We start from the raw sequence: 20,637 nt of genomic DNA on the forward strand, positions 1-20,637 counted from the left end.
TGAGAAACGCGAGGAATGAGCACCTTGGAAATCCCTAGGATGGCGGTCGGTGGCTACACGCTCCTGATGCCGCCGGGATGGGACCGCATCCCACTGCGATCGAAGTCCGAGACACAGGACGCGATCAAGGGGATAGTGGATCACGCTGTCACATACCTGGACCCGGCGACCCCAAAGGAGAAGGTGACGCAAGCCCGGCTTGAGCTGCACCATCGACTCAACCGGGCCGTGGCCGACGCCAGGCGCCGGAACGGTGTCGACGTCTACCTTCCCGTGGAGCCGATCCACGGATTCGTCGCGCCCGCGTCATTCCTGGTCTCCAAGGTTTTCCCAGGTTTCGCCGCGCAGGCATCGCCGAGCGAGATCATGCGCCATCTGACCAAGGACTTCGGGCCGTCGGAGGACATCGAGCTGGACGACGTGCCCGGCGTTCGTTGTCAGCGTTCCGTCCCCGCCAACCCGAAGGAAGCGGACTCGATTCCCAGTCGGCAAGTCAACTACGTGGTGCCGGTACCGGACTCCGGGGAGGTGAGCGAATGGCTCATCGTCTCGTTCACCACACTCACGCCCGAGGGCACCCCGCAGGAATTTCTGGAAATCCTCACCGAGCTTTTCGACGCCGTCATGACCACCTTCCGTTGGAGCACAGCATGAGCATTCCGTACGCACTCGACTTCACCGAAGAGCCGGCCTCGGAAGCATGGCTGGCCATCCCCATCCTTGAGGGGAGGGGGGCCGGCCGGCAACGGCGGAAGTGGGCCAAGAAGTGCGCGGAGCTGCGATGGGAGCTCGAGCCCGAGGGGCCTCGTGACAAGTCGCAGGTGAAGGAGTTCGCGCGCATGCTTGAGGGCTTCTCCGAACAGTTTCCGCAGCAGATCCCCATGCAGCACATGTTCGTTTACGCTCCGGACCTCGGCAGGGGCCTTGTGCCGTTCTTCTTCTACGCCGCCGGGTCGGACGGGCCGCTGGAGCAGGCCCTGGACGTACTGGTGCAGCGCAACGAGCCGGGGGCCGCGCAGGACCCCCAGATCGTGGATTTCACCACGGACAACCTCGGCAAGGGGCGGCGCTCCATCCGCCACTTCGTGCCGAAGGGCGGAGAAGCGCTCTGCATGTCGGTCAACTACGGCTGGCGCGTCGAGTCCTACGGCATCGATCTGTCCATGCGCACCGTCAGTGACGACCTCGGCTGGGTGTCCGCGAATATCGACGCGTTCGACGCATTCGCTCGCAGCCTGAAGGTGGTGCACCCGGAAGACGTCGCAGTCGATTGACGGCGAGGTGATGAGGCCTCAAGAGCGGGGCGATCCCGGTTTCGGCTCGTGTGCTGGCAGCTTCGGAGTGTCGGAGAAATGGCGCGCGAATTTTATTTGAACTATAATCGGCACACAGAAAGTTAGGGTAGTAAATGGCGCGCGAGGAGGGCGAGTTCGCCGTCGGCGACGGGGTTGCTTCCGAGGGGCAAGCCCGGGAACGCCGATCAGTATTTCTGCGATGGCTGTTGTTCTACCTCGTGTGTTTGGCCGGAATCATCGGACTTGCGTGGTCGGCACCTGCGGTCCCGCTGGATCCGTGGATCAGGGGTGCGGTTCCTGTGGTGGGATGGCTCCTCTTGCCGCTCGCTTCGCTCATGGTGCCGGTCTTCGGGATCCGGCGTGTCCCCCACATGAAGCGGAAGTTGGCGTGGCAGCTCGTGCTGCCACTTGTCACCGGCTCCGTGCTGGCATTTGTGTCACAAGGAGCGGGCGAGGACGCGGCGTTGAAGGAGCGCGGCCGTTGGGCCGACGCCAAGGTCGTGGCGGTGGCGCATGACCATTCCAACAAGACCCGTCAGTGCGCCGTGCGGAAGCTCAATGGCCAGGAGATAAGGCCGGACCTCAAGGAGACTCACGGCTGCGAGGACGGGGTCGACCGAGGCGAGGTGTTGAGAGTTCGGTACGACCCCCAGGGGGTGGCCGCCCCGGAGGGCGAGTCCTGGGAGCCGGGGTCCCAGGCAGGCGTGATCGCCGCTCTGGCGACGCTGTTCGTGGCGTTCGGTACATGGGGCTGTATGCGGATGTCCCGGGGCGAGCGCGCGTAGCCGCCGCACGGGCGCGGAGCCAAGGCGGAGATCCGGAGGCTGTGGTCCGCCCGGGATCCGCGTTTCCGCGCCATCCTCGCGGTACCCGGCACGTGCGGGCCGCACCGCATGACGGCGGTCCCCCCCGCGGCAGGGCAGGGCATCACCGCCGAGCAGCCTGGCCCGGCCTCCGGCGGAGCACAGACACGGGCCCTCCAGGGCAGGTACGCGCCTGTCGGAACTCGCCCGCCCGGCCGAGGCATCGGACCGTACCCCGGTGGTGCGGGCTCCCGCACCACCACCGGCCCGGCCTTGAGCCCGGCAACCAGACCCGCGGCTCGGGCATCTTGCTCGGTATGCAGACGTCTCGAAGGTTCGCTCCCGTGTCCGTTGTCGCTGCTGTGACGGCGCTCGTCGTGCTTGCGGGGTGCGGTGGTGAGCCGGACCCGGGCGGGGGGACGGAGGGCGGTGGGTCGGCGGGTGCCTCGGCTGCCGCCTCGCCCGTGAAGAAGCGGCCGCCGGGGGCGGGTGGGCTGCTGTCGGACGGTGTGTGGAAGTTACGGGGCGTCACGGTACGAGGCCGTGAGGAGAGCCTGCCACCCGAGGCGAGGGCGTGGGTCGCGCTGCACGACGACGGCACGGCAACGGGCGATTACGGCTGCAGGCCGTTCCGGAAGAAGGCCGCGGTGGCGGCTGCCCGGCTCCGGCTGGGCGAGGAGCTCGCCCCCCTTCCCCCGCCCACGGCGTCGCCCGCAGCGCCGGTGGAGGGGCCGGGGCCGTGTCAGCCGGACAGCGCGGCCGGCGAGAAGGAGCTGACGGACTTCGAGAAGAAGGTGGAGAAGGTCTTCCAGGGGAAGCTTTCGCTTTCCCAGGAGCGCCCCCATGGCGAGACCTTGCTGCATCTGCGGAATCCGCTGGGCGACGACCTCACCTTCGTGCAGGCCCGAGGTGATGATTTCTTCAAGCGGAGGTGGAACCTCCAGGCCGTCACCGTCTACGACGGGGTGGGGCCCGATCTCGCGGCCGGCGAGCAGCTGTACTTCGACTTCCACGAGAACGGCGAGGTGACCGGCAAACTCGGGTGCAACGACTTCACCGCCGAAGCCACGTTCTCCGGGCTTCATATGTTCTTCCGCGAACCGGTGCTCACGACGGACCGCAGGTGCGGCAGGCAGGTCATGGTGGAGGAGGCCGACATCCTCAAGACGCTGAAGAAGTCGCTCCGTTACACGTACGCGGCGCAGGCGGGGAGGGGGAGTATGACCCTCACGGAGGACTTGGGCTTCCCGTCCGTCGAAACCGGGCTGATGTTTTCGGCCCTTCGGCGTCGATAGGCAGTGAGCGGTGGCAGCAGCAGTGGTTGCAGCGGCGGGGGTGCCTCTTCGCGCGGGGGAGCGGGGCATCGTGGCGGTGTCTCGAAAAATCATTCGATGGTGGATCAACGCCCCTGCTACGTTGCCGGTGTGGCGAAACTCAACCAGATCATTGCCGTGGAGAAGGGCGTCAAGTCCAAGTCCCACCAGGACCTGACGGCGGCTCATCACGGACTGCAGAAGCCGGCGCTGCTGGCCGGGATCTCCCGTACGTACCAGCCCAAGGACGAGGAGGGCGAGCAACTGCCGCCCGAGTCGACGCGGGTCCAGGTGAAGGCCGAGGACGTGCTGCGGGAGACGGCCGCCACGCTGACGCGGCTGTTCGATGTGACCGCCACCAAGGACTGGGCCAACTGCACGGCGCGGGCCGATGTGAAGGTCGAGGGGCGGACGCTGCTCAGCCGGGTCCCGGTGTCGTACCTGCTCTTCCTGGAGAAGCAGCTCGCCGATGTGCAGACCTTCATCCGGAAGCTGCCGGTGCTCGACGCGTCCGAGTCCTGGGTGCAGGACCCCTCGACGGATGCCTGGAAGACCGAGCCGGTCCGGACCGTACGGACCAAGAAGGTGCCCCGCAACCATGTGAAGGCGGAGGCCACCGACAAGCATCCGGCGCAGGTCGATGTCTATTACGAGGACGTCCCGGTCGGTTACTGGACGACCGTCAAGTTCTCCGGCGCGCTGCCCGCGCGACGGGTGAACGAACTGCTGGACAGGGTGGAGAAGCTGCAGCAGGCGGTGAAGTTCGCCCGCGAGGAGGCGAACGGGGCCGAGGTCACAGACGAGCGGGTGGGTGAGGCCGTCTTCGGCTACCTGTTCGGGTAGCGTCAACAACTCCCCGGGCGTCACGAGGCGTTCGGGGTGCGCGAGGAGCGCAAGCTGAAACTGAAGCTTGTCGTGACGAATGCGGTTTCCAGTGGAGGTTCAAGTCCTCCCCGCGGCACTTCCGGGCCGCGGTGGCCCAACTCGGCAGAGGCGGACCGCAATCAATCTCAGACTCTTGCTCCAGTCTCAGTATTCGCCACCGATCGCCGGATCGACCGGGCCGGGCCTGGTCGTCGGATGCCGGTTCAAGTCCGGCCCGTGCAGCTCTCTTTCCGATGCGCGGTAGTTCAAAGGCAGAACACGACGACATGATGACTGACCCGCGCTCTTCACCGTGCCGGCGTGCGCAATGGGGTGGCATCTGAGGGCTCGGGGGCAGGCTACGCCCCCGGGCCCGTTCCTCTTCCCGGGCCCGTTCCTCTGCCGCATGCCTGGTGGCCCGACGGGGCCCCGGCCTTGGTCGGCCCCCTTCGACTGCCGTGGAGCGCTCCCTGGCGTCCGGGGGCGCCGCAACTGCCCCGGTTGCAGGACCGGGTCTGCCCCTTGCGCCGGCAGACGCCGGTCCCGCGCGGCGGCGCGCACCGCGGCCTCGCACGGGAGGTTGTGGTGCCGGGCTCTCCCCTGTGGAGCCCGGCACCACCGCCGAGTGGGGCGGCAGTTGCGCGGCACGGGAACCATGTGAGCGGCCTCCCGCGCAAGGTGCTCACCGGTCGTTCGGTGGCACCGCCTTGGCGAGGATCCTTCAACCGCACGGCGTTGTCAACAATCGTTTAATTCGTCAGTGTTGGAAGCGGTACAGTGGGGCCGCGAGGAAGCTCCCCGACACAATTGTGGTGCCACTCATGGCGTACGGTGCTTGCTGACCGTTAGTCTCAGAGCGGCCGCGAGTGCGCCGCCGCCCCGTCTGCCCACCGACCAGGAGACCGCCCATCGCCATGGATGCCTCGGACGTGGACCCGGCGGATGGGCTGCAAGCCGTCGTCGCAGCGATCGACGAGCTTCTCCGGGATCTCGATCTGGGGCGCGACGTCATCGACCTCGACCACCTCTCGCACCGCACGGGCCTCACGGTCCCCCGCGTACAGGCGCTGCTCGACCACACCGGCGAGGAGTCCGGGAACGTACAGGACTCCTTCCAGGACCGCCTCGTCTTCCTGCGGGAGACCCGCCGCAAGCCCGACGGGAGGATGTACACCCTCGACGAGATCGGCGCGGGGGCCGGCATCTCCCACGGTCAGGTCGGCTACCTGCTGAACGGGAAGCGGAAGAGCCCCGGGCTGGACGTCACCCGGAAACTGGAGAAGTTCTTCGAGGTCGAGCCCGGCTTCTTCACCGCCACCGAGCGCCAGGCCCTCTACCGGGCACTGCAGTCGACGCACGAGCAGCTGACCCACCTGGCGTTGCTCCGGGGCAAGGGCATCAACCGGCTGGCGATGCGCAGCGGCACCTGCGGTGACAGCAGGATCGACCGGGAGTTGCGGGACGCGCTCTCGGAGGCGCTGAGCCGGCCGGAGGGCGAGGATCCCGAGGTGCGTGAGCTCACCGACCGCATGCGCTCCCTGCCCTCCAGGAGCAGACGCCGGGTCTTTCCGCTGATCCAGGGCCTGTTGGGGCTGGCGAGGCCGGAGAACGAGGACCGTCCGGCCTCCGGGCGCCGCAGCGACTGAACGGGACCGTACGCCGCCGGTCTGCCCGGGCCGCCCGGTCTGCGCGGGCCGCCTCGGAGGTCAGTCGGTGTCGCCCGTCCCCGGCGCGCCGCCACCGGGCGCGGGCCGCCGCCGAGCCGCCGCGTACTCCCGGGCCAGGACCCGCAGGGCGGCCGCCACGTTCGGCCGGGCGGAGTCGTCGAGCAGCGCGGTCCCCTTGCGGGCCGCCGCGCGCAGTGTGAGGCCCTGGATGCTGATGAGCGCCCGGACGAACGGGCGGTTGGGGGCGGGCACCAGGTCCACCAGTCCGTACGACGCCCTCAGCCCCGTGCGGATCTGCCGGGCCTGGTCGCCGAGCAGCGCCCGGAACCGGTCCGGGGCGCCGCCCTTGCCGGCCAGGCCGGTGCGGGACAGGCCGTGCCGGGCGAGGAGTTCCTCGGGGAGGCCGAGGCGGCCGCCGGCCAGGTCCTCGGACAGGTCGTTGAGGAAGTCCAGGCGCTGACTCGCCTCGATGAAGGTCCGGCAGCCGGCGACGAACCGGTCCGTGGGCGCTCCGTCGACGAGCAGGCAGGCGATGAGCAGGAACGCGGGCAGCGAGTAGCCGTCGATGTACTGCTGGAAGTCGCGCTCCGTGGCGAAGCCGGTCGTCCGCACCTCCAGCGGTGCCCCGGCGAGGAAGTCCTCGACGCGCTCGCGCAGTTGCGGCCGCCTGGCGGCGGTGTCGAGGAGGGTGCGCAGCACGGGCCGGTCGGCCTCGCCGGTCTTGAGGGCGGCGTGCACCCGGCTCTCCCAGTCGGCGAGCGCGGCGCTGCGCTCGCCGGCCGGCCCCTGGTCGATGAGGTCGTCGCTGTGGTGCATGAACGCGGTCGCGGCGAGGACGTCGGGCACGAGCGGTGCGGGGAGCAGCAGGCGTACGGCGGTGTACTCGGCGCGGGCGTAGCGCGCCACCCGCGCACGCTGTTCGCTGTGGTCCCGGCGCAGCGAGGGGTCGGTGATCCCTGCCCGGTCGAGCGTCTTCGGCCATGTGGGCATCGCCGGCTCCCCTCCTTCGTACGGTCCTTCATGAGCGCTCGTCGTGACTGGCCGGTCGTGACAGACCCGTCGTGACGGCCCCGCTTGGCGGTGCGGCTTCACCTTAGGTGATGGCCCGTGAGGGGGCCCGGGCCGTCTCTCGGCCCCGCACACCGCACCGCGGGCCCGGAAGGAGAAGGGCGGTGCGGGGCGGTGCGGTGCGCGGCGGGCGTCAGCGGGCGGCCGCGAGCACCCGGGCCGTTCTGGCCAGTACGGCCGGGCGGGTCAGCGACTTGGGATGGCGGCGCATGTGCGCCACGTCCATGAAGGCCCGGTTGACCTCGGAGTCGAGGACGGAGGCTTCCGTGATCTTGTCGACGGCCCAGCGGGCGAGCCGGTAGCCACGGGGGTAGGGGCCCGTCACATGGGGCTGGGCGAGGTCCGCGGTCGCCGACAGCTGCCAGGCCGCGTCGACCACCACGGCGGCCCGCCGGAAGTAGTCCAGGGCCGGCGCGTGCGGCCGGGCCCCGGTGCGCAGATACGCCGAGAGGCACGTGGCCTGCAGCGCGGCAAGGGTCAGGCCCTGCCCGTAGATCGGGTTGACCGAGGCGACGGCGTCCCCCACGGCCACCAGCCCCCCGGGGAACCGCCGCAGCCGGGTGAAGTCGCGGCGCCGGCTCTCCGGGAAGTGGTAGGTCCGCACCTCGCCGAGCATGGCGCAGCGGTCGGCCACCTCGTGCAGCGGCGGGACACAACGCCGCATCCGGGCCAGGAAGTCGGCCGGGTCGCGTCCCGGGCGGTGGTCGGTGTAGCCGGCCAGTACCACCATCCAGCGGTCGCCCTCCACCGCCACCATCGCCCCGGGCTCGCTGAGCGTGGGCTGGTACCCGCTGGCAGGGCCCGGGGACGCGTGTGCGACGACCGTACCGGGGAGTTCGTCGCCGCGCCGGAAGACGGCCGTGGCATAGCCCAGGTCGATCCTCATCCGGTGCAGCGGAGCCTGGTCCCACCCGGCGCGGAGCAGCCAGGTGCCGAGACGGCTGGAGCGCCCCATGGCGTCGACGACCAGGTCGGCGTCGAGTTCTTCGCCGGGGCCGGGCCGGCCTGACGCTTCGTCGGCGGTGGTGTGGCGCACGCCGCGGACCCGGTCCGCGCCGAACAGCAGATCATGGGCCCGCCCCCGCACGATGCGGACCCGGGGGAGGGCCGCGACCCGCCGGCGGACCCGGGTCTCGATGAACGGCCGGGTGGCGCCCAGCATCCGCAGGTCGGGGACGGGCGCCTTGAGCGTGCCGTCCACGTAGAACTGCACCTCGCGGCCGACTCCCGCGTGTGCCCCGCCGGCGACGAGTTCGGCGGTGATGCCCGGGAACCAGCGTTCGAGGTGGGTGTGGCCCATGGACAGCAGGGCGTGCAGTTGCTGTCGTTGCGGAGCGCCGCGGCCGGTGCCGTCCTCCCCCGGGTCGTCCGCTTCGATCACGACGACCTCGTCGGCATGGTCGCTCAGCACCCGTGCGGCGTACAGGCCCGCGATGCTCCCGCCGAGGACAACAGCTCGTCTCACAGGAATCCCCCATAGGTTCGATGACGCCCCGCGCCACGGGGCGCCGGGCGGGGTCGAGGCGCCCGGGGCCGGCACGGGGGCGGCCAATTCTGCCGTAGCGGGCCGGCGGCACGGGTGGGTGCGGAGGGCCCGGCCCGGAGTGCCGATGTCCCGCCGGCTACTGCCGGTCGGCCCTCCCGGAGCGCTCGGCGCGCTCCGCTGCTTCGGCCTCTTCGGCCCCCGGGGAGCCCTCGTCCGCCTCCGCCCCCTCGTCCGTCTGCGCCGGCGCTGCCGTCTTTGCCGCCTCGTGGGCCGAACGCTGGGTGCGCACCGCCCGCAGCGCCGTGGAGACCAGTGGGTCGGTGAGCGCCTGGGCGACGCGCAGCAGCCGTTGGCGTTCGCCGGAGGCCGGGGTGTCCTCGCCGGGCAGTGCCACCGGCGGGCCCGCGGGCGGCTGCGGGCCGGCCTGCCCCCGAAGCGCCGCCTCGCGCCGGGCGGCCTGCAGGCGCTGTGCCGCGTCCCGCAGGGCGGCGGCGGTGGCGGCCGCCTGCAGTTCCCGCTCCGAGCGGCGCCGCGCGTCCGCGGAGCCCCGTGCCGTCTCCTGTGTGTGGGCGGCGCGCACGGCGGCCGCGGGCAGGGGCGACACCCAGGGGCGCAGCGCCCGCATGCCGTCGAGGATCTCGATCACGCGGCGATGGAGGTTGAACCCGACGTTCCAGGCCAGGCGGTGGCTGCGGGCGCTGTCCACGCTGAAGGCGAGCTCCTCGTCGACCCCTTCGACGACGAGGTCCCACAGCGGCTGCAGGGCCTTGATGTCACGGCGTTCGCGCAGCCACGCGCCGACCGCGGCACCCGAGAGGCCGTAACTGGTGATCAGGGCGCCGATCGAGCCGAAGGTGGAGCCGAGCACGCCCACGGTGTCCAGGGCGTGGTTGCCGGAGGCGGCCAGGACGATCGCCGGGACGGAGCACACCACATAGCCGAAGACGAACAGCATGGCCGTCCCGAAGGAGCGCAGCGCGCGCTGGAACCGGGCGCCCTCGGGCCGCAGCGTGCGGCACTGCCGGTAGGTGCTCAGGGTCGCGCAGGCCAGGGTGGCGAGGAAGATCCCCAGGAACACCTGGATCGGCGGCTCGTCCGCGAAGTCGGTGTTGAACTTCAGCGGGTCCGCCGGCCCGGACAGGTCGGCGGAGCAGAAGGCGGCGACCATGGCGGCGGGCGCCGCGACGTACGCCGCCGACCACACCGTGACCTGCCGGCGCAGCACCGCCGGGCTCTGCCGCAGCCGGGGGTCCCACAGCATCGTGAGGACGTGGAGGAGGGAGAAGCAGCTCAGGATGCCGATGTACACGGGAAGGGTGGCGAAGCTGGGGACACCGGTGAGTTCTCCCAGCATCCGGTAGCCCGCGGGAGCGGCCATCGCGAACACCAGGCCGGACGCGACGAAGTTCACCGTGATCAGGGAGAGCGTCGGCGTGCGGTCGCGCAGGAGTGCCAGGCACTTCCACCCGGCGATCACGAAGTCGATGAGCGCGATGGCCAGGTAGACGACGTTCGAGGCGCTCTCAGACACCGGACCTCCGGTGGGAGAGCGCCGAGGAGAGGAACCCGTTGGTGCGCTGGTCCCGCCGCAGTTCGAGGTGGCGCTGGAGCATCACGGTGGCGAACGCCTCCGCCCGCCGCTCATGGGCGCTGTCGTAGTGCGACCGGTTCAGGATCTGCAGCACCGGGCCGGTCCTGAGCCCGGGAAGCAGCTGCCGCACGGTCTCCTCCGTCATCAGCCCCCCGGCGGAGCCGTCCTCGGCCGGGTGCTCCTCCCACAGGTGGAACAGCTCGTGCAGGCCGACGTGCAGGCGGGTCAGTTCGTTCGCGGTGGAGTCCACGACGATGAAGTCGCGGTCCCGGCCCCGGGCGCAGAATCCGGACACCTGCTGCGGGAGCGGCACTTCGGTGAGGGTGATCGGCTTGTTGCGCCGTACGGCCACGGCGTCCACGAGGCCCTGCATGTCCCGTACCCCGGACAGCCCGAGGTCGCGGTGGACGAGCCGGGTGACGGACCAGGTGGCGAGGAGGACCGCCAACTGTTCCCGGAGCGAGGTCCACGGGGAGCTGGGGGGCCGGTGGGCGGGCTGCGGCAGCTTCTCCTGCTGCGCTGGACCATGACGGCGGGGCCACCACATGAACGTGTACTCCTACGGCTCTTGCTGCGCTCGGGGTGAGGACGGAACAGTACGGCGCCCGGGCGGACTCCGCACCCGGCCGGCTCCCGGAGGCCCGGGTGCCGGGCGGGTGGACGTACCGGTCTCAGCCGGAGTGATGGTACGGCTGCCGAGGGACGCCGCGGGGGCCGCACGAGTGTGTCCGTACGGCCCCCGGGGCGCGGGCGGGGAGGTCAGGTCGACTGGGCGGTGGTGTAGAGGTTCTTGGCGTCGTCGCCGAAGTACGGGCCGAACATGGTGTTGGGCCAGAACTGGTAGCCGAAGCTGTTCACCGAGGACTGCAGGCCGGTGCCGGTCTTCTCGTCGAACGAGGTGAACCAGGGGCCGCCGCTGGAGCCGCCGGTCATGTTGCAGGCCAGGCCGTGGTCGCCGGAGAACAACGGGTCCTTGAAGGTGGTGCCGCTGCAGTAGATGAGCTTGCTGCCGTCGTACGGGGCGGCCGCGGGGAAGCCGAAGGCGTACATCGGCTGGCTGTAGCCGGAGTTGAAGGACAGGCCCTGACCGCCGACGACATCGGTGAGCTTCTTGCCGTCGAGCGGGGCGACGACCGCGGCACCGACGTCGTAGTTGATGTCCTCACTCGCCGTCCACTGGGGGGTGGAGAGCGTCTTGGCCGCGGACCACTTGCCGTACGGGGCCTCGCCGTCGTGGTAGCCGGGGACGAAGACCCAGTTGGTGTGCCAGGCGCCGCCCAGCTTCACACAGTGCCCCGCGGTGAGCACGGTGCTCTTGTTGCTGCTGGTCACCGCGTCGCCGGAGCAGGACGCGGTACGGCCCTGGTAGGTGAAGAACACCCGGCCGGTGGTCTTGGTGACCGCGCCGCCGCCGGTCCAGGGCCCGCCGGCCTGGGGGAGGGCGGCGGGGCGCAGCGAGACGGGGGAGGGGGCCTTCGGCAGGCGCGGGAGGGTGGGGGACACCGTGAGCGGGGCGCTGCGCGGGACCACGGTGCCGGGCTGCCGCGCGGGCGCGGCGAGGTCCAGGGGCGCCGCGGCGCGCATCCGGTCCGCGGTCCAGAAGGCGCTGGCGGCGGTCTGCGGGGCGGGGGAGCGGTGGGAGTTCTGCACGGCGGCGGCCGGGCCGGTGGGGAGCAGCAGGGCGAGGAGCGTACCGGCGGCCGTCAGGGTGCCGAGGGCGGCCCGGGACCGGCGGGCGGGGTGCCGCGCCGGTATGCCCTGAACTGCGGGTATGCCACGAGCGGTTCGTCTCACGCGTAACTCCTTCTGCGGGGGCCGCGCGCGACGGGGCGCGCGGCCGCGGGGGAACGGGGCCGCGCGCGGCGCGGCCCCGGCAGATGAGTGGTGCGGATCCGAGGCAAGGGTGCCACCGGAAGCGGCAGGAGGGCAGGGGTCGTACGGGGATTCGACGCCCGGGACGGTGCGGTGGCGCCACTCCGCCGGGCGAAGGCTGCCGTCCGGCCCGCGGCGGCGTCACCTCGGCGCGGCAGCGGCCCGGCCCCGTCCGGCAGCGGCCCCGCCCCCTCCGGCAGCAGTCTCGACCCTGCCCGGCGACGTCTTCCCCCCGCCCGGCGGCAGTCTCAACCCTTCCCGGCAGCAGCCTCAACCCCGCCCGATGTACGGCATGTTGGTCGCCATCACCGTCGCGAACTGCACATTGGCCGCCAGCGGCAGCGCCGCCATGTGCACCACCGTGCGGGCCACGTCCGCCGCGTCCATCACCGGCTCGACCGCCAGCTCGCCGTTCGCCTGCAGGATGCCGGTCTGCATCCGGCCGGTCATCTCGGTCGCCGCGTTGCCGATGTCGATCTGGCCGCAGGCGATGCCGTACGGACGGCCGTCCAGCGACAGCGACTTGGTCAGGCCGGTCATCGCGTGCTTGGTGGCGGTGTAGGCGACCGAGTGCGGGCGGGGGGCGTGCGCGGAGACCGAACCGTTGTTGATGATGCGCCCGCCCCGCGGCTCCTGGGCCTTCATGGCGCGGAACGCGGCCTGGGCGCAGAGGAAGGAACCGGTCAGGTTGACGTCGACGACCGCCCGCCAGTCGTCGGGGGAGAGTTCCTCCAGCGGCACCGCCCGGCCGAAGGTGCCCGCGTTGTTGAAGAGCAGGTCGACCCGGCCGAAGCGTTCGCGGGCGGTGGCGAAGAGGGCGTCGACCTCGTCGGGGCGGGTGACATCGGTCGGCACCGCCAGGACCGCGGGGCCGCCGGCGTCCACCGGGCCCGCCAGCCGGGCGGTTTCGGCCAGTGCCGGTGCGCGCCGCCCGGCCAGGACCACCGTCCAGTGGGCGTCGAGCAGCGCATGGGCGACCGCCCGCCCGATGCCGGAGCCGGCGCCGGTGACCACGGCGACCTTCCGGGGTGCCGCCCCGTCCTGCCGTGTCTCCTGGGGCACGGGTGCCGTCTGTGTGCTGTGTCCGCCCCGCGAGGTGGGCGCCGGCAGCGTGGGCCGGTCCGCGGTCGCCGTGCCGCCCACCTGCCCGGCCCGTGCCCTCGGTGCCGTCCGCGCTGCCCCTGCCGGCTCTGTGTTCTCTGCCATGGCGGCAGCGTAAACGGCGCACGGCGGGCGGACGGGCAGCCGCCGCGCCTCAGTCCGCGGAGTGGAAGCGCCGCAGCACCGCGGCCTTCGTGGCGGCGAACTCCTCCTCGGTGAGGATGCCCTCCCGGCGCAGCTCGCCGAGTTCGCGCAGCCGGCGCAGCAGCGCGTCATGGTCGTCGGCGGGGGCCGCGCCGGACGCCGGGGGCGCGGCCGTGGCGGGTGCCGCGGCGGCGGGCAGGGCCGGGGCGGGGGCCGTTCGGGCCCTGTCCTGGCCGGCCGACGGATGCGGCAGCCGTGCCGCGACCGCGGCCGCCAGCAGCGCGGTCGTGCCGCTCTCCTTCTTGAAGCCCCACAGTTCGATGGCGTTGGGGTCGTGCTCCGGCTTGACGCGTTCCGTCGTGCCGCGCGGCCGGAAGCGGAGGTAGCCGGACTCCAGCCCGGCGGCGGCCCGCCACTCCACGGCCTCCAGGTCGGCCGTCGCGAACTCCCTGGGGCCCCACTGCCGCTTGGTCTCACCGGTGTTCCAGCGCCATTCGAGATGCACCCGCTCGCCGTCGAAGGAGGCGAGGCCGTCCACCCCGGCGGCCGACAGCGGCACGGCCGGACCGGGCAGCAGATAGCGGTCGGCGGGCCCGTCCGGCACCTGCTCCAGCATCAGGGCCTGGCGCACCGCGTCCACGAAGTACTCGGCGACATCGGTCCGTGCGGCGTCCACGGCCACCTGATACGGGTTCGCCTCGTCCGGCAGGCTGCCGCCGGTGACCTGGAGCAGCGGGTCGGCGCCGTCCCGCAGCCGCAGTCGCAGCCGGCCGCCCTTGCGGGCCGGTTCGTAGGCGATCCCGGCTATCGCGATCAGCGGCACGGTGAACTCACCGAGGTCCTGGCGGAGTTTGTGCACCCCGCGCTCGTGCCCCGGAACGATCCGCACCGCCGCGTCGTCGAAGGTCCAGGTGCCGTCCCGCACCATCAGTTCAGCCATGCCCCGAATCCTACGGAGGCACGCCGGGTGCCGTGATTGTCCGGCCGCGTCCGTTGCGGGCCCACTCCTCATCCGACTGTCATGAATGCGTCGTGCACGGGACAGCACCGCGCCGTCCCGCGGCCCTCCAATCACTGGGGACAACCACCGCCAGGGGAGGGCCAGATGACTCACCACGCACCGCACGAGCAGGAGATCCGGGCCGCTGCCGCGCACTTCGGCCGCCGCCGCTTCCTCACCGCCACCGGGGCCGCCGCCGCGCTCGCCTTCACGACCAACCTCCCGGGCACGGGCGCCTTCGCCGCCGAGGCCGATCCGCGGAAGATCGCCGAGAACCCCTTCACGCTCGGCGTGGCCTCCGGCGACCCGCAGCCCGGCTCCGTCGTGCTGTGGACCCGGCTCGCCCCCCGCCCGTACGAGCCGGGCGGGGGCGGCATGCCGAACGCCAGAGTCGCCGTCCGCTGGGAAGTCGCCTACGACGAGCGCTTCACGCGGCTGGCCGGCCAGGGCCGCGCCGACGCACACCCGGAGTTCAACCACTCCGTGCACATCGAACCCACCGGCCTCGCGCCCGACCGCGTCTACTACTACCGCTTCCGCGCCGGCAGCTGGATCAGCCCGGTCGGCCGCACCCGCACCGCGCCCGCCCGCGCCGCCCGCCCCTCCGCCCTGAAGCTCGCCGCGGTCTCCTGCCAGGCCTACCACGACGGCTACTTCACGGCCTACAAGCACCTGGCCGAGGAGGACCTCGACGTCGTCTTCCACCTCGGCGACTACCTCTACGAGTACCCGGTCGACGCGGCCGGCGGCGTCCGCCGCTACACCGACCGCACGCTGCCCGCCGTCTTCAACCGGGAGACCGTCACCCTGGAGGACTACCGGCTGCGCTACGCCCTCTACAAGTCCGACCCGGACCTGCAGGCCGCCCACGCCGCCCACCCCTTCGTCGTCACCTGGGACGACCACGAGGTGGAGAACAACTACGCCTCCGACATCAGCGAGGACCACCTCCCGCGCGACGCGTTCCTCGTCCGCCGCGCCGCCGCCTACCGGGCGTACTGGGAGAACCAGCCGCTGCGCCGCCCCCAGCGGCCCGACGGCGCCGACGCCCGGCTCTACCGCCGCGTCCAGTACGGGCAGCTCGCCCAGTTCGACATCCTCGACACCCGCCAGTACCGCTCCGACCAGGCCTACGGCGACGGCTGGCACGCCCCCGGCCCCGAGTCCCTGGACCCCGCGCGCACCCTGACCGGCGCCGCCCAGGAGCGCTGGCTGATCGACGGCTGGCGGCAGTCCTCCGCGCGCTGGAACGTCCTGCCGCAGCAGGTCACCTTCTCCGAGCGGCGCAACGCCACCGGTGCCGGCTACCAGCTCAGCATGGACGCCTGGGACGGCTATGCCGCCTCCCGCGACCGGGTCCTTGCGGGCGCGGAGTCGGCGGGCGTGGACAACCTCGTCGTCCTCACCGGCGATGTGCACGTCCACTACGCCTTCGACATCAAGAAGGACTTCAAGGACCCCGGCTCGCGCACCGCGGGGGTGGAGTTCGTCACCACCTCGATCGCCAGCGGCAAGGACGGCGCGGACAAGCCCGCCAACTGGGCCACGTACCTGGCCGCCAACCCGCACATGAAGTTCTACAACGGCCGGCGCGGCTACGTCACCGTCACCCTCGACCAGGACACCGCCCGCGGCGACTACCGCACGGTGCCGGCCGTCACCACCCCCGGGGCGCCGGTGCGCACCGCCGCCTCCTTCGTCTCCGAGGCGGGCGATCCGGGGCTGAAGCCGGCCTGATCCGGGACCTGCGGACCAGGACCGCGGAACGAGCCCGTCTCCGCCCAAGGGACCGGTCCGGAACCTGCTGGAAGCCGTCCCGTGCGTGACACCATGGTGCAGCCCTCGACGACCCATGGAGACGCAGATGACGGAGCCCGGCGCGGCCGATCCCCAGGACCTTCCCGCAATAGCCGGGCGGGACGCGGCAGCAGCACCCGCTGCACCCGTCGCGTCCCGCCGCACCAGCCTCCTGGTCACCCTCGTCCTCGGCGGCCTCACGGCGGTCCCGCCGCTCTCCATGGACATGTATCTGCCGGCCCTGCCGCAGGTCACCGCCGCCCTGCACAGCCCCGCCGCCACCGTCCAGCTCACCCTGACCACCTGCCTGGCGGGCATGGCGCTGGGCCAGATGATCGTCGGCCCGATGAGCGACAAGTGGGGCCGCCGACGTCCGCTGCTCGCCGGGATGGTGATCTACGTCCTGGCGACGGCCCTGTGCGCGTTCGCCCCCACCGCCGAACTCCTCATCGCCTGCCGCCTGTTGCAGGGCCTCGCGGGGGCCGCCGGCATCGTCATCGCACGGGCCGTGGTCCGCGACCTGTACGACGGCGTCGCGATGGCCCGGTTCTTCTCCACCCTGATGCTGATCTCCGGAGCGGCACCGGTCGTCGCCCCGCTCATCGGCGGCCAGATCCTGCGGATCACCGACTGGCGCGGCGTGTTCGTGGTCCTCACCGCCGTCGGGGTGGCGCTCACCCTCCTGGTGTGGCGCAGGCTCGACGAGACCCTGCCGCCCGCCCGCCGCCACCCCGGCGGCCTCGGCCAGACGCTGCGCACCATGCGCGATCTGCTCGCCGACCGGCCCTTCTCCGGCTACCTCCTGGTCGGCGCCTTCGCCTTCGCCGCGCTGTTCTCCTACATCTCCGCCTCCCCGTTCGTGGTCCAGGAGATCTACGGCGCCTCCCCGCAGACCTTCAGCCTGCTCTTCGGCCTCAACTCCGTCGGCCTGGTGCTCGTCGGCCAGTTCAACGGCAAGGTCCTGGTCGGCCGGGTCGGCCTCGACAAGGTGCTCGGCACCGGACTGGCCGTGATCGCGCTCGCCGCGGCCGCGCTGCTGGTGATGTCCTCCGGCGTCCTGGGCCGCCCCGGCCTGGTCCCGGTGGCCGCCGGCCTGTTCGTCCTCATGGCGGCGATGGGCCTGGTCATGCCGAGCACCAACACCCTGGCGCTGCTGCGCACCCCGCACGCGGCCGGCTCCGCCTCCGCGCTGCTGGGCACCTCCACCTTCCTGCTCGGCTCGGTGGCCTCCCCGCTGGTGGGCATCGCGGGCGAGCGGACGGCCCTGCCGATGGCCCTCGTACAGCTCTCCTGCGCCATATTGGCGCTCGTGAGCTTCCTGGGAATGTGCCGCCCGTGGCAGCGTAGGGGGGAGACCACCGGGAGCACGGCCGGCGAGAGGACCCCGCGCTGAACGCACCGAGACTCACCTACGGCACGCCGTCCCGGGCGGGACTGGACCCCGCCTGTATGGAGCGGCTGGTGCGCGGCGTGCGGGCGCTGCCCGAGGGCCGTCCGCCCTGGGCGCCCGGAGCCGTCGTCCTGGCCGGCCGCGGCCCCGTCGTCGCCGCCGAGGCCGCCGCGGGCTGGGCACTGCGCTACCGCGCCCACGACCCCGCACGCGACCGCGGCATCGACCTGCCCCGCGACCAGTGGGAGCCGATGCGGGTGGGCACCGTCTTCGACCTCGCCTCGCTCAGCAAGCTCTTCACCGCCATCGCCGCGGTCCAGCAGATCGAACGCGGCCGGCTGGCCCTCGACGACGAGGTCCGCGCCGAGCTGCCCGCCTTCGCCCCCGGCATCACCGTGCGGCAGCTCCTCACCCACACCTCCGGCCTCGCCCCCGAGCTGCCCTTCCACGACCACCGGACCCGCGCCGCCCAACTGGCGCTCCTGTGGGCGGAGGCCGCGGCCCCCAGCGGGCGCCCCGGCACCGCCCACCGCTACTCCGACCTCAACCTCATCGCCCTCCAGCTGCTGCTGGAGCAGCGCACCGGGCACCGGCTCGACGCCCTGATCCGCGACGGCATCACCGGCCCGCTCGGCATGTCCAGCACCACCTACGGCCCGCTGGCGCCCCAGGGCGTGGCGGCGACCGAGGACCAGCGGCGGCCCTGGGCCAAGGCGGACCGCGGCATGGTCCGCGGCGAGGTCCACGACGAGAACGCCTGGGCCCTGGGCGGCGTGGCCGGCCACGCGGGCCTCTTCTCCACCGCCCAGGACCTGGCCGTGCTGTGCCGCACGCTGCTCAACGGCGGCGCCTACGGCACCACCCGGATCCTCGGCCCCCGGGCGGTCGCCGCCCTGCTCGACCCGCCCGGCCTCGGCTTCGGCGTCGACCAGCCCTACTTCATGGGCGAGTTGGCCGGCCGCGGCGCCGCCGGCCACACCGGCTTCACCGGCACCAGCCTGGTCCTCGACCGTGCCACCGACACCTTCCTCGTCCTCCTCGCCAACACCGTCCACCCCCGCCGCCACAACGGCGGCAGCGCCCCGCGCGCCGCGGCCGCCACCCGGCTGGCCCGCGCGGTCTCCCGCGCCACCTGACCCCGGCGGGGCCCGCCGCGGGGCCCCGTAGAATTTCCCCCATGCACGAGGAACTGCGCGCCGCACTGGCGGGCCTGCTCGACGGCCTGCCGCCCAAACAGGCCGCGCAGGCCGTCGAGCGGCTGATCACCAACTACCGGGGGACCACCCCCACCGACGCCCCGGTCCTGCGCGACCGCGCGGATGTGGCCGCGTACGCCGCCTACCGCATGCCGGCCACCTTCGAGGCGGTACGGGCCGCCCTGGCCGCGTTCGCCGCACGGGTCCCCGACTGGTCCCCGGCCACCCATACCGACATCGGCGGCGGCACCGGCGCCGCCACCTGGGCCGCCGCGGCCACCTGGGACGGCCACCGCAGCACCGTCCTGGACTGGGCCCAGCCCGCCCTCGACCTCGGCCGGGAACTGGCGGCCAAGACCCTGCCCGACACCGAGTGGCGGCGGCAGACCATCGGCGCGGGCCTGACCGTCCCCGACGGCACGGACCTCGTCACCGTCTCCTACGTCCTGGGCGAACTCCGCCCCGAGGACCGCCGCGCCGTCGTCGCCGCCGCGGCCGCCGCCGCGACGGCCGTCGTCCTGATCGAGCCCGGCACCCCCGACGGCTACCTCCGCATCCGCGAGGCCCGCACCCAGCTCACCGAGGCCGGCCTGCGCATCGTCGCCCCCTGCCCGCACAGCGGCACCTGCCCCATCGTCCCCGGAGAGGACTGGTGCCACTTCGCGGCCCGGGTCAGCCGCTCCTCCCTGCACCGCCAGGTCAAGGGCGGCTCCCTCCCGTACGAGGACGAGAAGTTCAGCTACGTCGCCGCCACCGCCCTCGACGCCGCCCCCGCCCCCGCCCGCATCACCCGCAAGCCCCAACTCCGCAAGGGCCAGGTCCTCCTGGACCTGTGCACGGCCCAGGACGGCCTCCAGCGCACCACCGTGACCAAGCGCCACGGCACCCACTACCGCGAGGCCCGCGACGCCTCCTGGGGCGACACCTGGTCCTGACCCCGCCCACCGCATCCCCCACCGGCCCCCGGCGCCGCACCACACACCCACCGGGGGCCGCAGCGCACCCCCTCATTCCTCCCGCACCCGCTCCTGGAACTTCCGCAGCAACTCCCGCCGCCGCTCCTCCGCGGCGGGCCGCCCCCGCCCCGCGCCGCCCGCGTCTCCGGCACCCCGCAGTGCCCCGCGCGAAAGGTTGGTACGGGTGCCGCCGACCCCGAGCATCCCGCCCGCATTTCCCCGGCTCATGGAGTTCCCCTTCCTCATCGGTCGCTTCCTCAGCGAAACGAGACGAGGCGTCTCGTTCGGAGTCCACTATGAGCGAGACGTATCGTCTCGTCAAGACGATACGTCTCGCCTTCCGTCTCGCTAGACTCCGCCGTATGGCCGACAAAGCAGCCCCCGACTCCTCCCGCCGCAGCGAACGCTCCCGCCGGGCGATCTTCGACGCCGCCCTCGCCCTCGTCGGCGAGGTCGGCTACGACAAGCTCACGATCGAAGGCATCGCCTCCCGGGCCGGGGTCGGCAAGCAGACGATCTACCGCTGGTGGCCCTCCAAGGCCGCCGTCCTGCTGGACGCGTTCACCGTCGGCGTCGAGGACTACTCCGCGCAGGGCCTGCCGGACACCGGCGACCTGGCCGCGGACCTGAAGGCCGTGCTGCACGCCACCGTCGACGAGTTCAACGATCCGGCGTTCCAGGCCCCCTACCGCGCCCTCGCGGCCGCCGGCGCCAACGACGAGGAGCTCTCCCGCACCTTCGTCGCGCGGCTGATGGAACCCGGCACCCGGGTTTACACCGACCGGCTGCGGGCGGCCCAGGAAGCCGGCGAGATCGCCGACGGCGTCGATCTGCGGATCGCCGCCGAGATGATGCTGAGTCCCTTCTCACAGCGCTGGCTCATGCGCACCGGCGAATTGACCTACGACTTCGTCGACACCCTTGTCGACCAGGTGCTGCGCGGACTGCGGCCACGCGACTGAATCCACCGGGCGGGCGGTCGCCGGCGGCGGCGCTCTGTCGTCGATGACCTGAATTGCCGGTATTGGTCCGCCCTTCGTTCACCCCGGATCTCCACACCGGTCACCCGAGGAGCAGGATGGTGGCAGCATTGA

19 protein-coding genes are annotated in these 20,637 nt (G+C 72.3%); 11 read left to right on the forward strand and 8 right to left on the reverse strand.

The window, feature by feature from the left end:
• Positions 1-15 precede the first annotated feature (15 nt).
• From AB0411_RS32380 to AB0411_RS32405, 6 genes are all read left to right on the forward strand, one after another.
• Positions 16-654, forward strand: coding sequence for a hypothetical protein (locus AB0411_RS32380; RefSeq protein WP_366420841.1), 639 nt, complete (start codon positions 16-18; stop codon positions 652-654).
• Positions 651-1,274, forward strand: a complete 624-nt coding sequence (locus AB0411_RS32385; RefSeq protein WP_366420842.1) for a hypothetical protein — start codon at positions 651-653, stop codon at positions 1,272-1,274. The genes AB0411_RS32380 and AB0411_RS32385 overlap by 4 nt, the downstream gene beginning before the upstream one ends.
• Positions 1,275-1,666: 392 nt before the next feature.
• Positions 1,667-2,080 (forward strand): hypothetical protein, encoded by a 414-nt coding sequence (locus AB0411_RS32390; RefSeq protein ID WP_366420843.1) that lies wholly within the window; start codon positions 1,667-1,669, stop codon positions 2,078-2,080.
• A gap of 482 nt (positions 2,081-2,562) precedes the next feature.
• The gene (locus AB0411_RS32395) at positions 2,563-3,393 is read left to right on the forward strand and encodes an META domain-containing protein (RefSeq protein WP_366420844.1); all 831 of its coding nucleotides are present in this window, start codon (positions 2,563-2,565) and stop codon (positions 3,391-3,393) included.
• A 129-nt stretch (positions 3,394-3,522) separates the two neighbouring features.
• A complete protein-coding gene (locus AB0411_RS32400) occupies positions 3,523-4,254 on the forward strand; it encodes a DUF7873 family protein (protein WP_366420845.1) in 732 nt (243 codons plus the stop codon).
• A 935-nt stretch (positions 4,255-5,189) separates the two neighbouring features.
• Positions 5,190-5,921: a helix-turn-helix domain-containing protein gene (locus AB0411_RS32405; protein WP_366420846.1), complete on the forward strand. Its 732-nt coding sequence runs from the start codon at positions 5,190-5,192 to the stop codon at positions 5,919-5,921.
• Positions 5,922-5,981: 60 nt separating this feature from the next.
• On the opposite strand, the gene AB0411_RS32410 is transcribed toward AB0411_RS32405, so the two are convergent.
• The 7 genes from AB0411_RS32410 to AB0411_RS32440 form a co-directional block, all read right to left on the reverse strand.
• Positions 5,982-6,932 (reverse strand): phytoene/squalene synthase family protein, encoded by a 951-nt coding sequence (locus tag AB0411_RS32410; protein WP_366420847.1) that lies wholly within the window; start codon positions 6,930-6,932, stop codon positions 5,982-5,984.
• Between the two features lie 211 nt (positions 6,933-7,143).
• Positions 7,144-8,475: an FAD-dependent oxidoreductase gene (locus AB0411_RS32415; protein ID WP_366420848.1), complete on the reverse strand. Its 1,332-nt coding sequence runs from the start codon at positions 8,473-8,475 to the stop codon at positions 7,144-7,146.
• A gap of 157 nt (positions 8,476-8,632) precedes the next feature.
• Positions 8,633-10,027: an MAB_1171c family putative transporter gene (locus tag AB0411_RS32420; protein ID WP_366420849.1), complete on the reverse strand. Its 1,395-nt coding sequence runs from the start codon at positions 10,025-10,027 to the stop codon at positions 8,633-8,635.
• Positions 10,020-10,634, reverse strand: coding sequence for a hypothetical protein (locus tag AB0411_RS32425; protein ID WP_366420850.1), 615 nt, complete (start codon positions 10,632-10,634; stop codon positions 10,020-10,022). The genes AB0411_RS32420 and AB0411_RS32425 overlap by 8 nt, the downstream gene beginning before the upstream one ends.
• Before the next feature lie 212 nt (positions 10,635-10,846).
• Complete coding sequence (locus AB0411_RS32430) at positions 10,847-11,881, reverse strand: peptidase (RefSeq protein WP_366420851.1); 1,035 nt, start codon at positions 11,879-11,881, stop codon at positions 10,847-10,849.
• Positions 11,882-12,229: 348 nt separating this feature from the next.
• Positions 12,230-13,165: an SDR family oxidoreductase gene (locus tag AB0411_RS32435; RefSeq protein WP_366420852.1), complete on the reverse strand. Its 936-nt coding sequence runs from the start codon at positions 13,163-13,165 to the stop codon at positions 12,230-12,232.
• Positions 13,166-13,214: 49 nt separating this feature from the next.
• Complete coding sequence (locus AB0411_RS32440; protein WP_366420853.1) at positions 13,215-14,144, reverse strand: DUF4429 domain-containing protein; 930 nt, start codon at positions 14,142-14,144, stop codon at positions 13,215-13,217.
• 165 nt (positions 14,145-14,309) lie between these two features.
• Here AB0411_RS32440 and AB0411_RS32445 point away from each other — a divergent pair, with 165 nt between their 5' ends.
• The 4 genes from AB0411_RS32445 to AB0411_RS32460 all read left to right on the forward strand — a co-directional run bounded on the left by AB0411_RS32445 (position 14,310) and on the right by AB0411_RS32460 (position 19,522).
• Positions 14,310-15,941, forward strand: coding sequence for an alkaline phosphatase D family protein (locus AB0411_RS32445; RefSeq protein WP_366420854.1), 1,632 nt, complete (start codon positions 14,310-14,312; stop codon positions 15,939-15,941).
• 127 nt (positions 15,942-16,068) lie between these two features.
• Positions 16,069-17,394, forward strand: a complete 1,326-nt coding sequence (locus AB0411_RS32450) for a multidrug effflux MFS transporter (RefSeq protein WP_366420855.1) — start codon at positions 16,069-16,071, stop codon at positions 17,392-17,394.
• A gap of 56 nt (positions 17,395-17,450) precedes the next feature.
• Entirely contained in the window at positions 17,451-18,527 is a 1,077-nt protein-coding gene (locus tag AB0411_RS32455; protein WP_366420856.1) for a serine hydrolase domain-containing protein, read from the forward strand.
• 41 nt (positions 18,528-18,568) lie between these two features.
• Positions 18,569-19,522, forward strand: a complete 954-nt coding sequence (locus AB0411_RS32460; protein ID WP_366420857.1) for a small ribosomal subunit Rsm22 family protein — start codon at positions 18,569-18,571, stop codon at positions 19,520-19,522.
• A gap of 72 nt (positions 19,523-19,594) precedes the next feature.
• Here AB0411_RS32460 and AB0411_RS32465 read toward each other — a convergent pair whose 3' ends face one another.
• A complete protein-coding gene (locus AB0411_RS32465; RefSeq protein ID WP_366420858.1) occupies positions 19,595-19,771 on the reverse strand; it encodes a DUF6243 family protein in 177 nt (58 codons plus the stop codon).
• Between the two features lie 134 nt (positions 19,772-19,905).
• Between AB0411_RS32465 and AB0411_RS32470 the strand changes: the two genes are divergently transcribed.
• The gene (locus AB0411_RS32470; RefSeq protein WP_366420859.1) at positions 19,906-20,505 is read left to right on the forward strand and encodes a TetR/AcrR family transcriptional regulator; all 600 of its coding nucleotides are present in this window, start codon (positions 19,906-19,908) and stop codon (positions 20,503-20,505) included.
• Positions 20,506-20,637 lie beyond the last annotated feature (132 nt).

It is taken from the genome of Streptomyces angustmyceticus, assembly GCF_040701845.1.
In the GTDB taxonomy this organism is placed as follows: Bacteria; Actinomycetota; Actinomycetes; order Streptomycetales; family Streptomycetaceae; genus Streptomyces; species Streptomyces angustmyceticus_A.

Excerpts from the sequence above, each read along its gene's own strand:
- AB0411_RS32380 (WP_366420841.1), top strand. The coding sequence starts at position 16 with ATGAGCACCTTGGAAATCCCTAGGATGGCGGTCGGTGGCTACACGCTC.
- AB0411_RS32385 (WP_366420842.1), top strand. The coding sequence starts at position 651 with ATGAGCATTCCGTACGCACTCGACTTCACCGAAGAGCCGGCCTCGGAA.
- AB0411_RS32390 (WP_366420843.1), top strand. The coding sequence starts at position 1,667 with ATGAAGCGGAAGTTGGCGTGGCAGCTCGTGCTGCCACTTGTCACCGGC.
- AB0411_RS32405 (WP_366420846.1), top strand. The coding sequence starts at position 5,190 with ATGGATGCCTCGGACGTGGACCCGGCGGATGGGCTGCAAGCCGTCGTC.
- AB0411_RS32410 (WP_366420847.1), bottom strand. The coding sequence starts at position 6,932 with ATGCCCACATGGCCGAAGACGCTCGACCGGGCAGGGATCACCGACCCC.
- AB0411_RS32425 (WP_366420850.1), bottom strand. The coding sequence starts at position 10,634 with ATGTGGTGGCCCCGCCGTCATGGTCCAGCGCAGCAGGAGAAGCTGCCG.
- AB0411_RS32435 (WP_366420852.1), bottom strand. The coding sequence starts at position 13,165 with ATGGCAGAGAACACAGAGCCGGCAGGGGCAGCGCGGACGGCACCGAGG.
- AB0411_RS32440 (WP_366420853.1), bottom strand. The coding sequence starts at position 14,144 with ATGGCTGAACTGATGGTGCGGGACGGCACCTGGACCTTCGACGACGCG.
- AB0411_RS32445 (WP_366420854.1), top strand. The coding sequence starts at position 14,310 with ATGACTCACCACGCACCGCACGAGCAGGAGATCCGGGCCGCTGCCGCG.
- AB0411_RS32450 (WP_366420855.1), top strand. The coding sequence starts at position 16,069 with ATGACGGAGCCCGGCGCGGCCGATCCCCAGGACCTTCCCGCAATAGCC.
- AB0411_RS32455 (WP_366420856.1), top strand. The coding sequence starts at position 17,451 with ATGGAGCGGCTGGTGCGCGGCGTGCGGGCGCTGCCCGAGGGCCGTCCG.
- AB0411_RS32460 (WP_366420857.1), top strand. The coding sequence starts at position 18,569 with ATGCACGAGGAACTGCGCGCCGCACTGGCGGGCCTGCTCGACGGCCTG.
- AB0411_RS32465 (WP_366420858.1), bottom strand. The coding sequence starts at position 19,771 with ATGAGCCGGGGAAATGCGGGCGGGATGCTCGGGGTCGGCGGCACCCGT.
- AB0411_RS32470 (WP_366420859.1), top strand. The coding sequence starts at position 19,906 with ATGGCCGACAAAGCAGCCCCCGACTCCTCCCGCCGCAGCGAACGCTCC.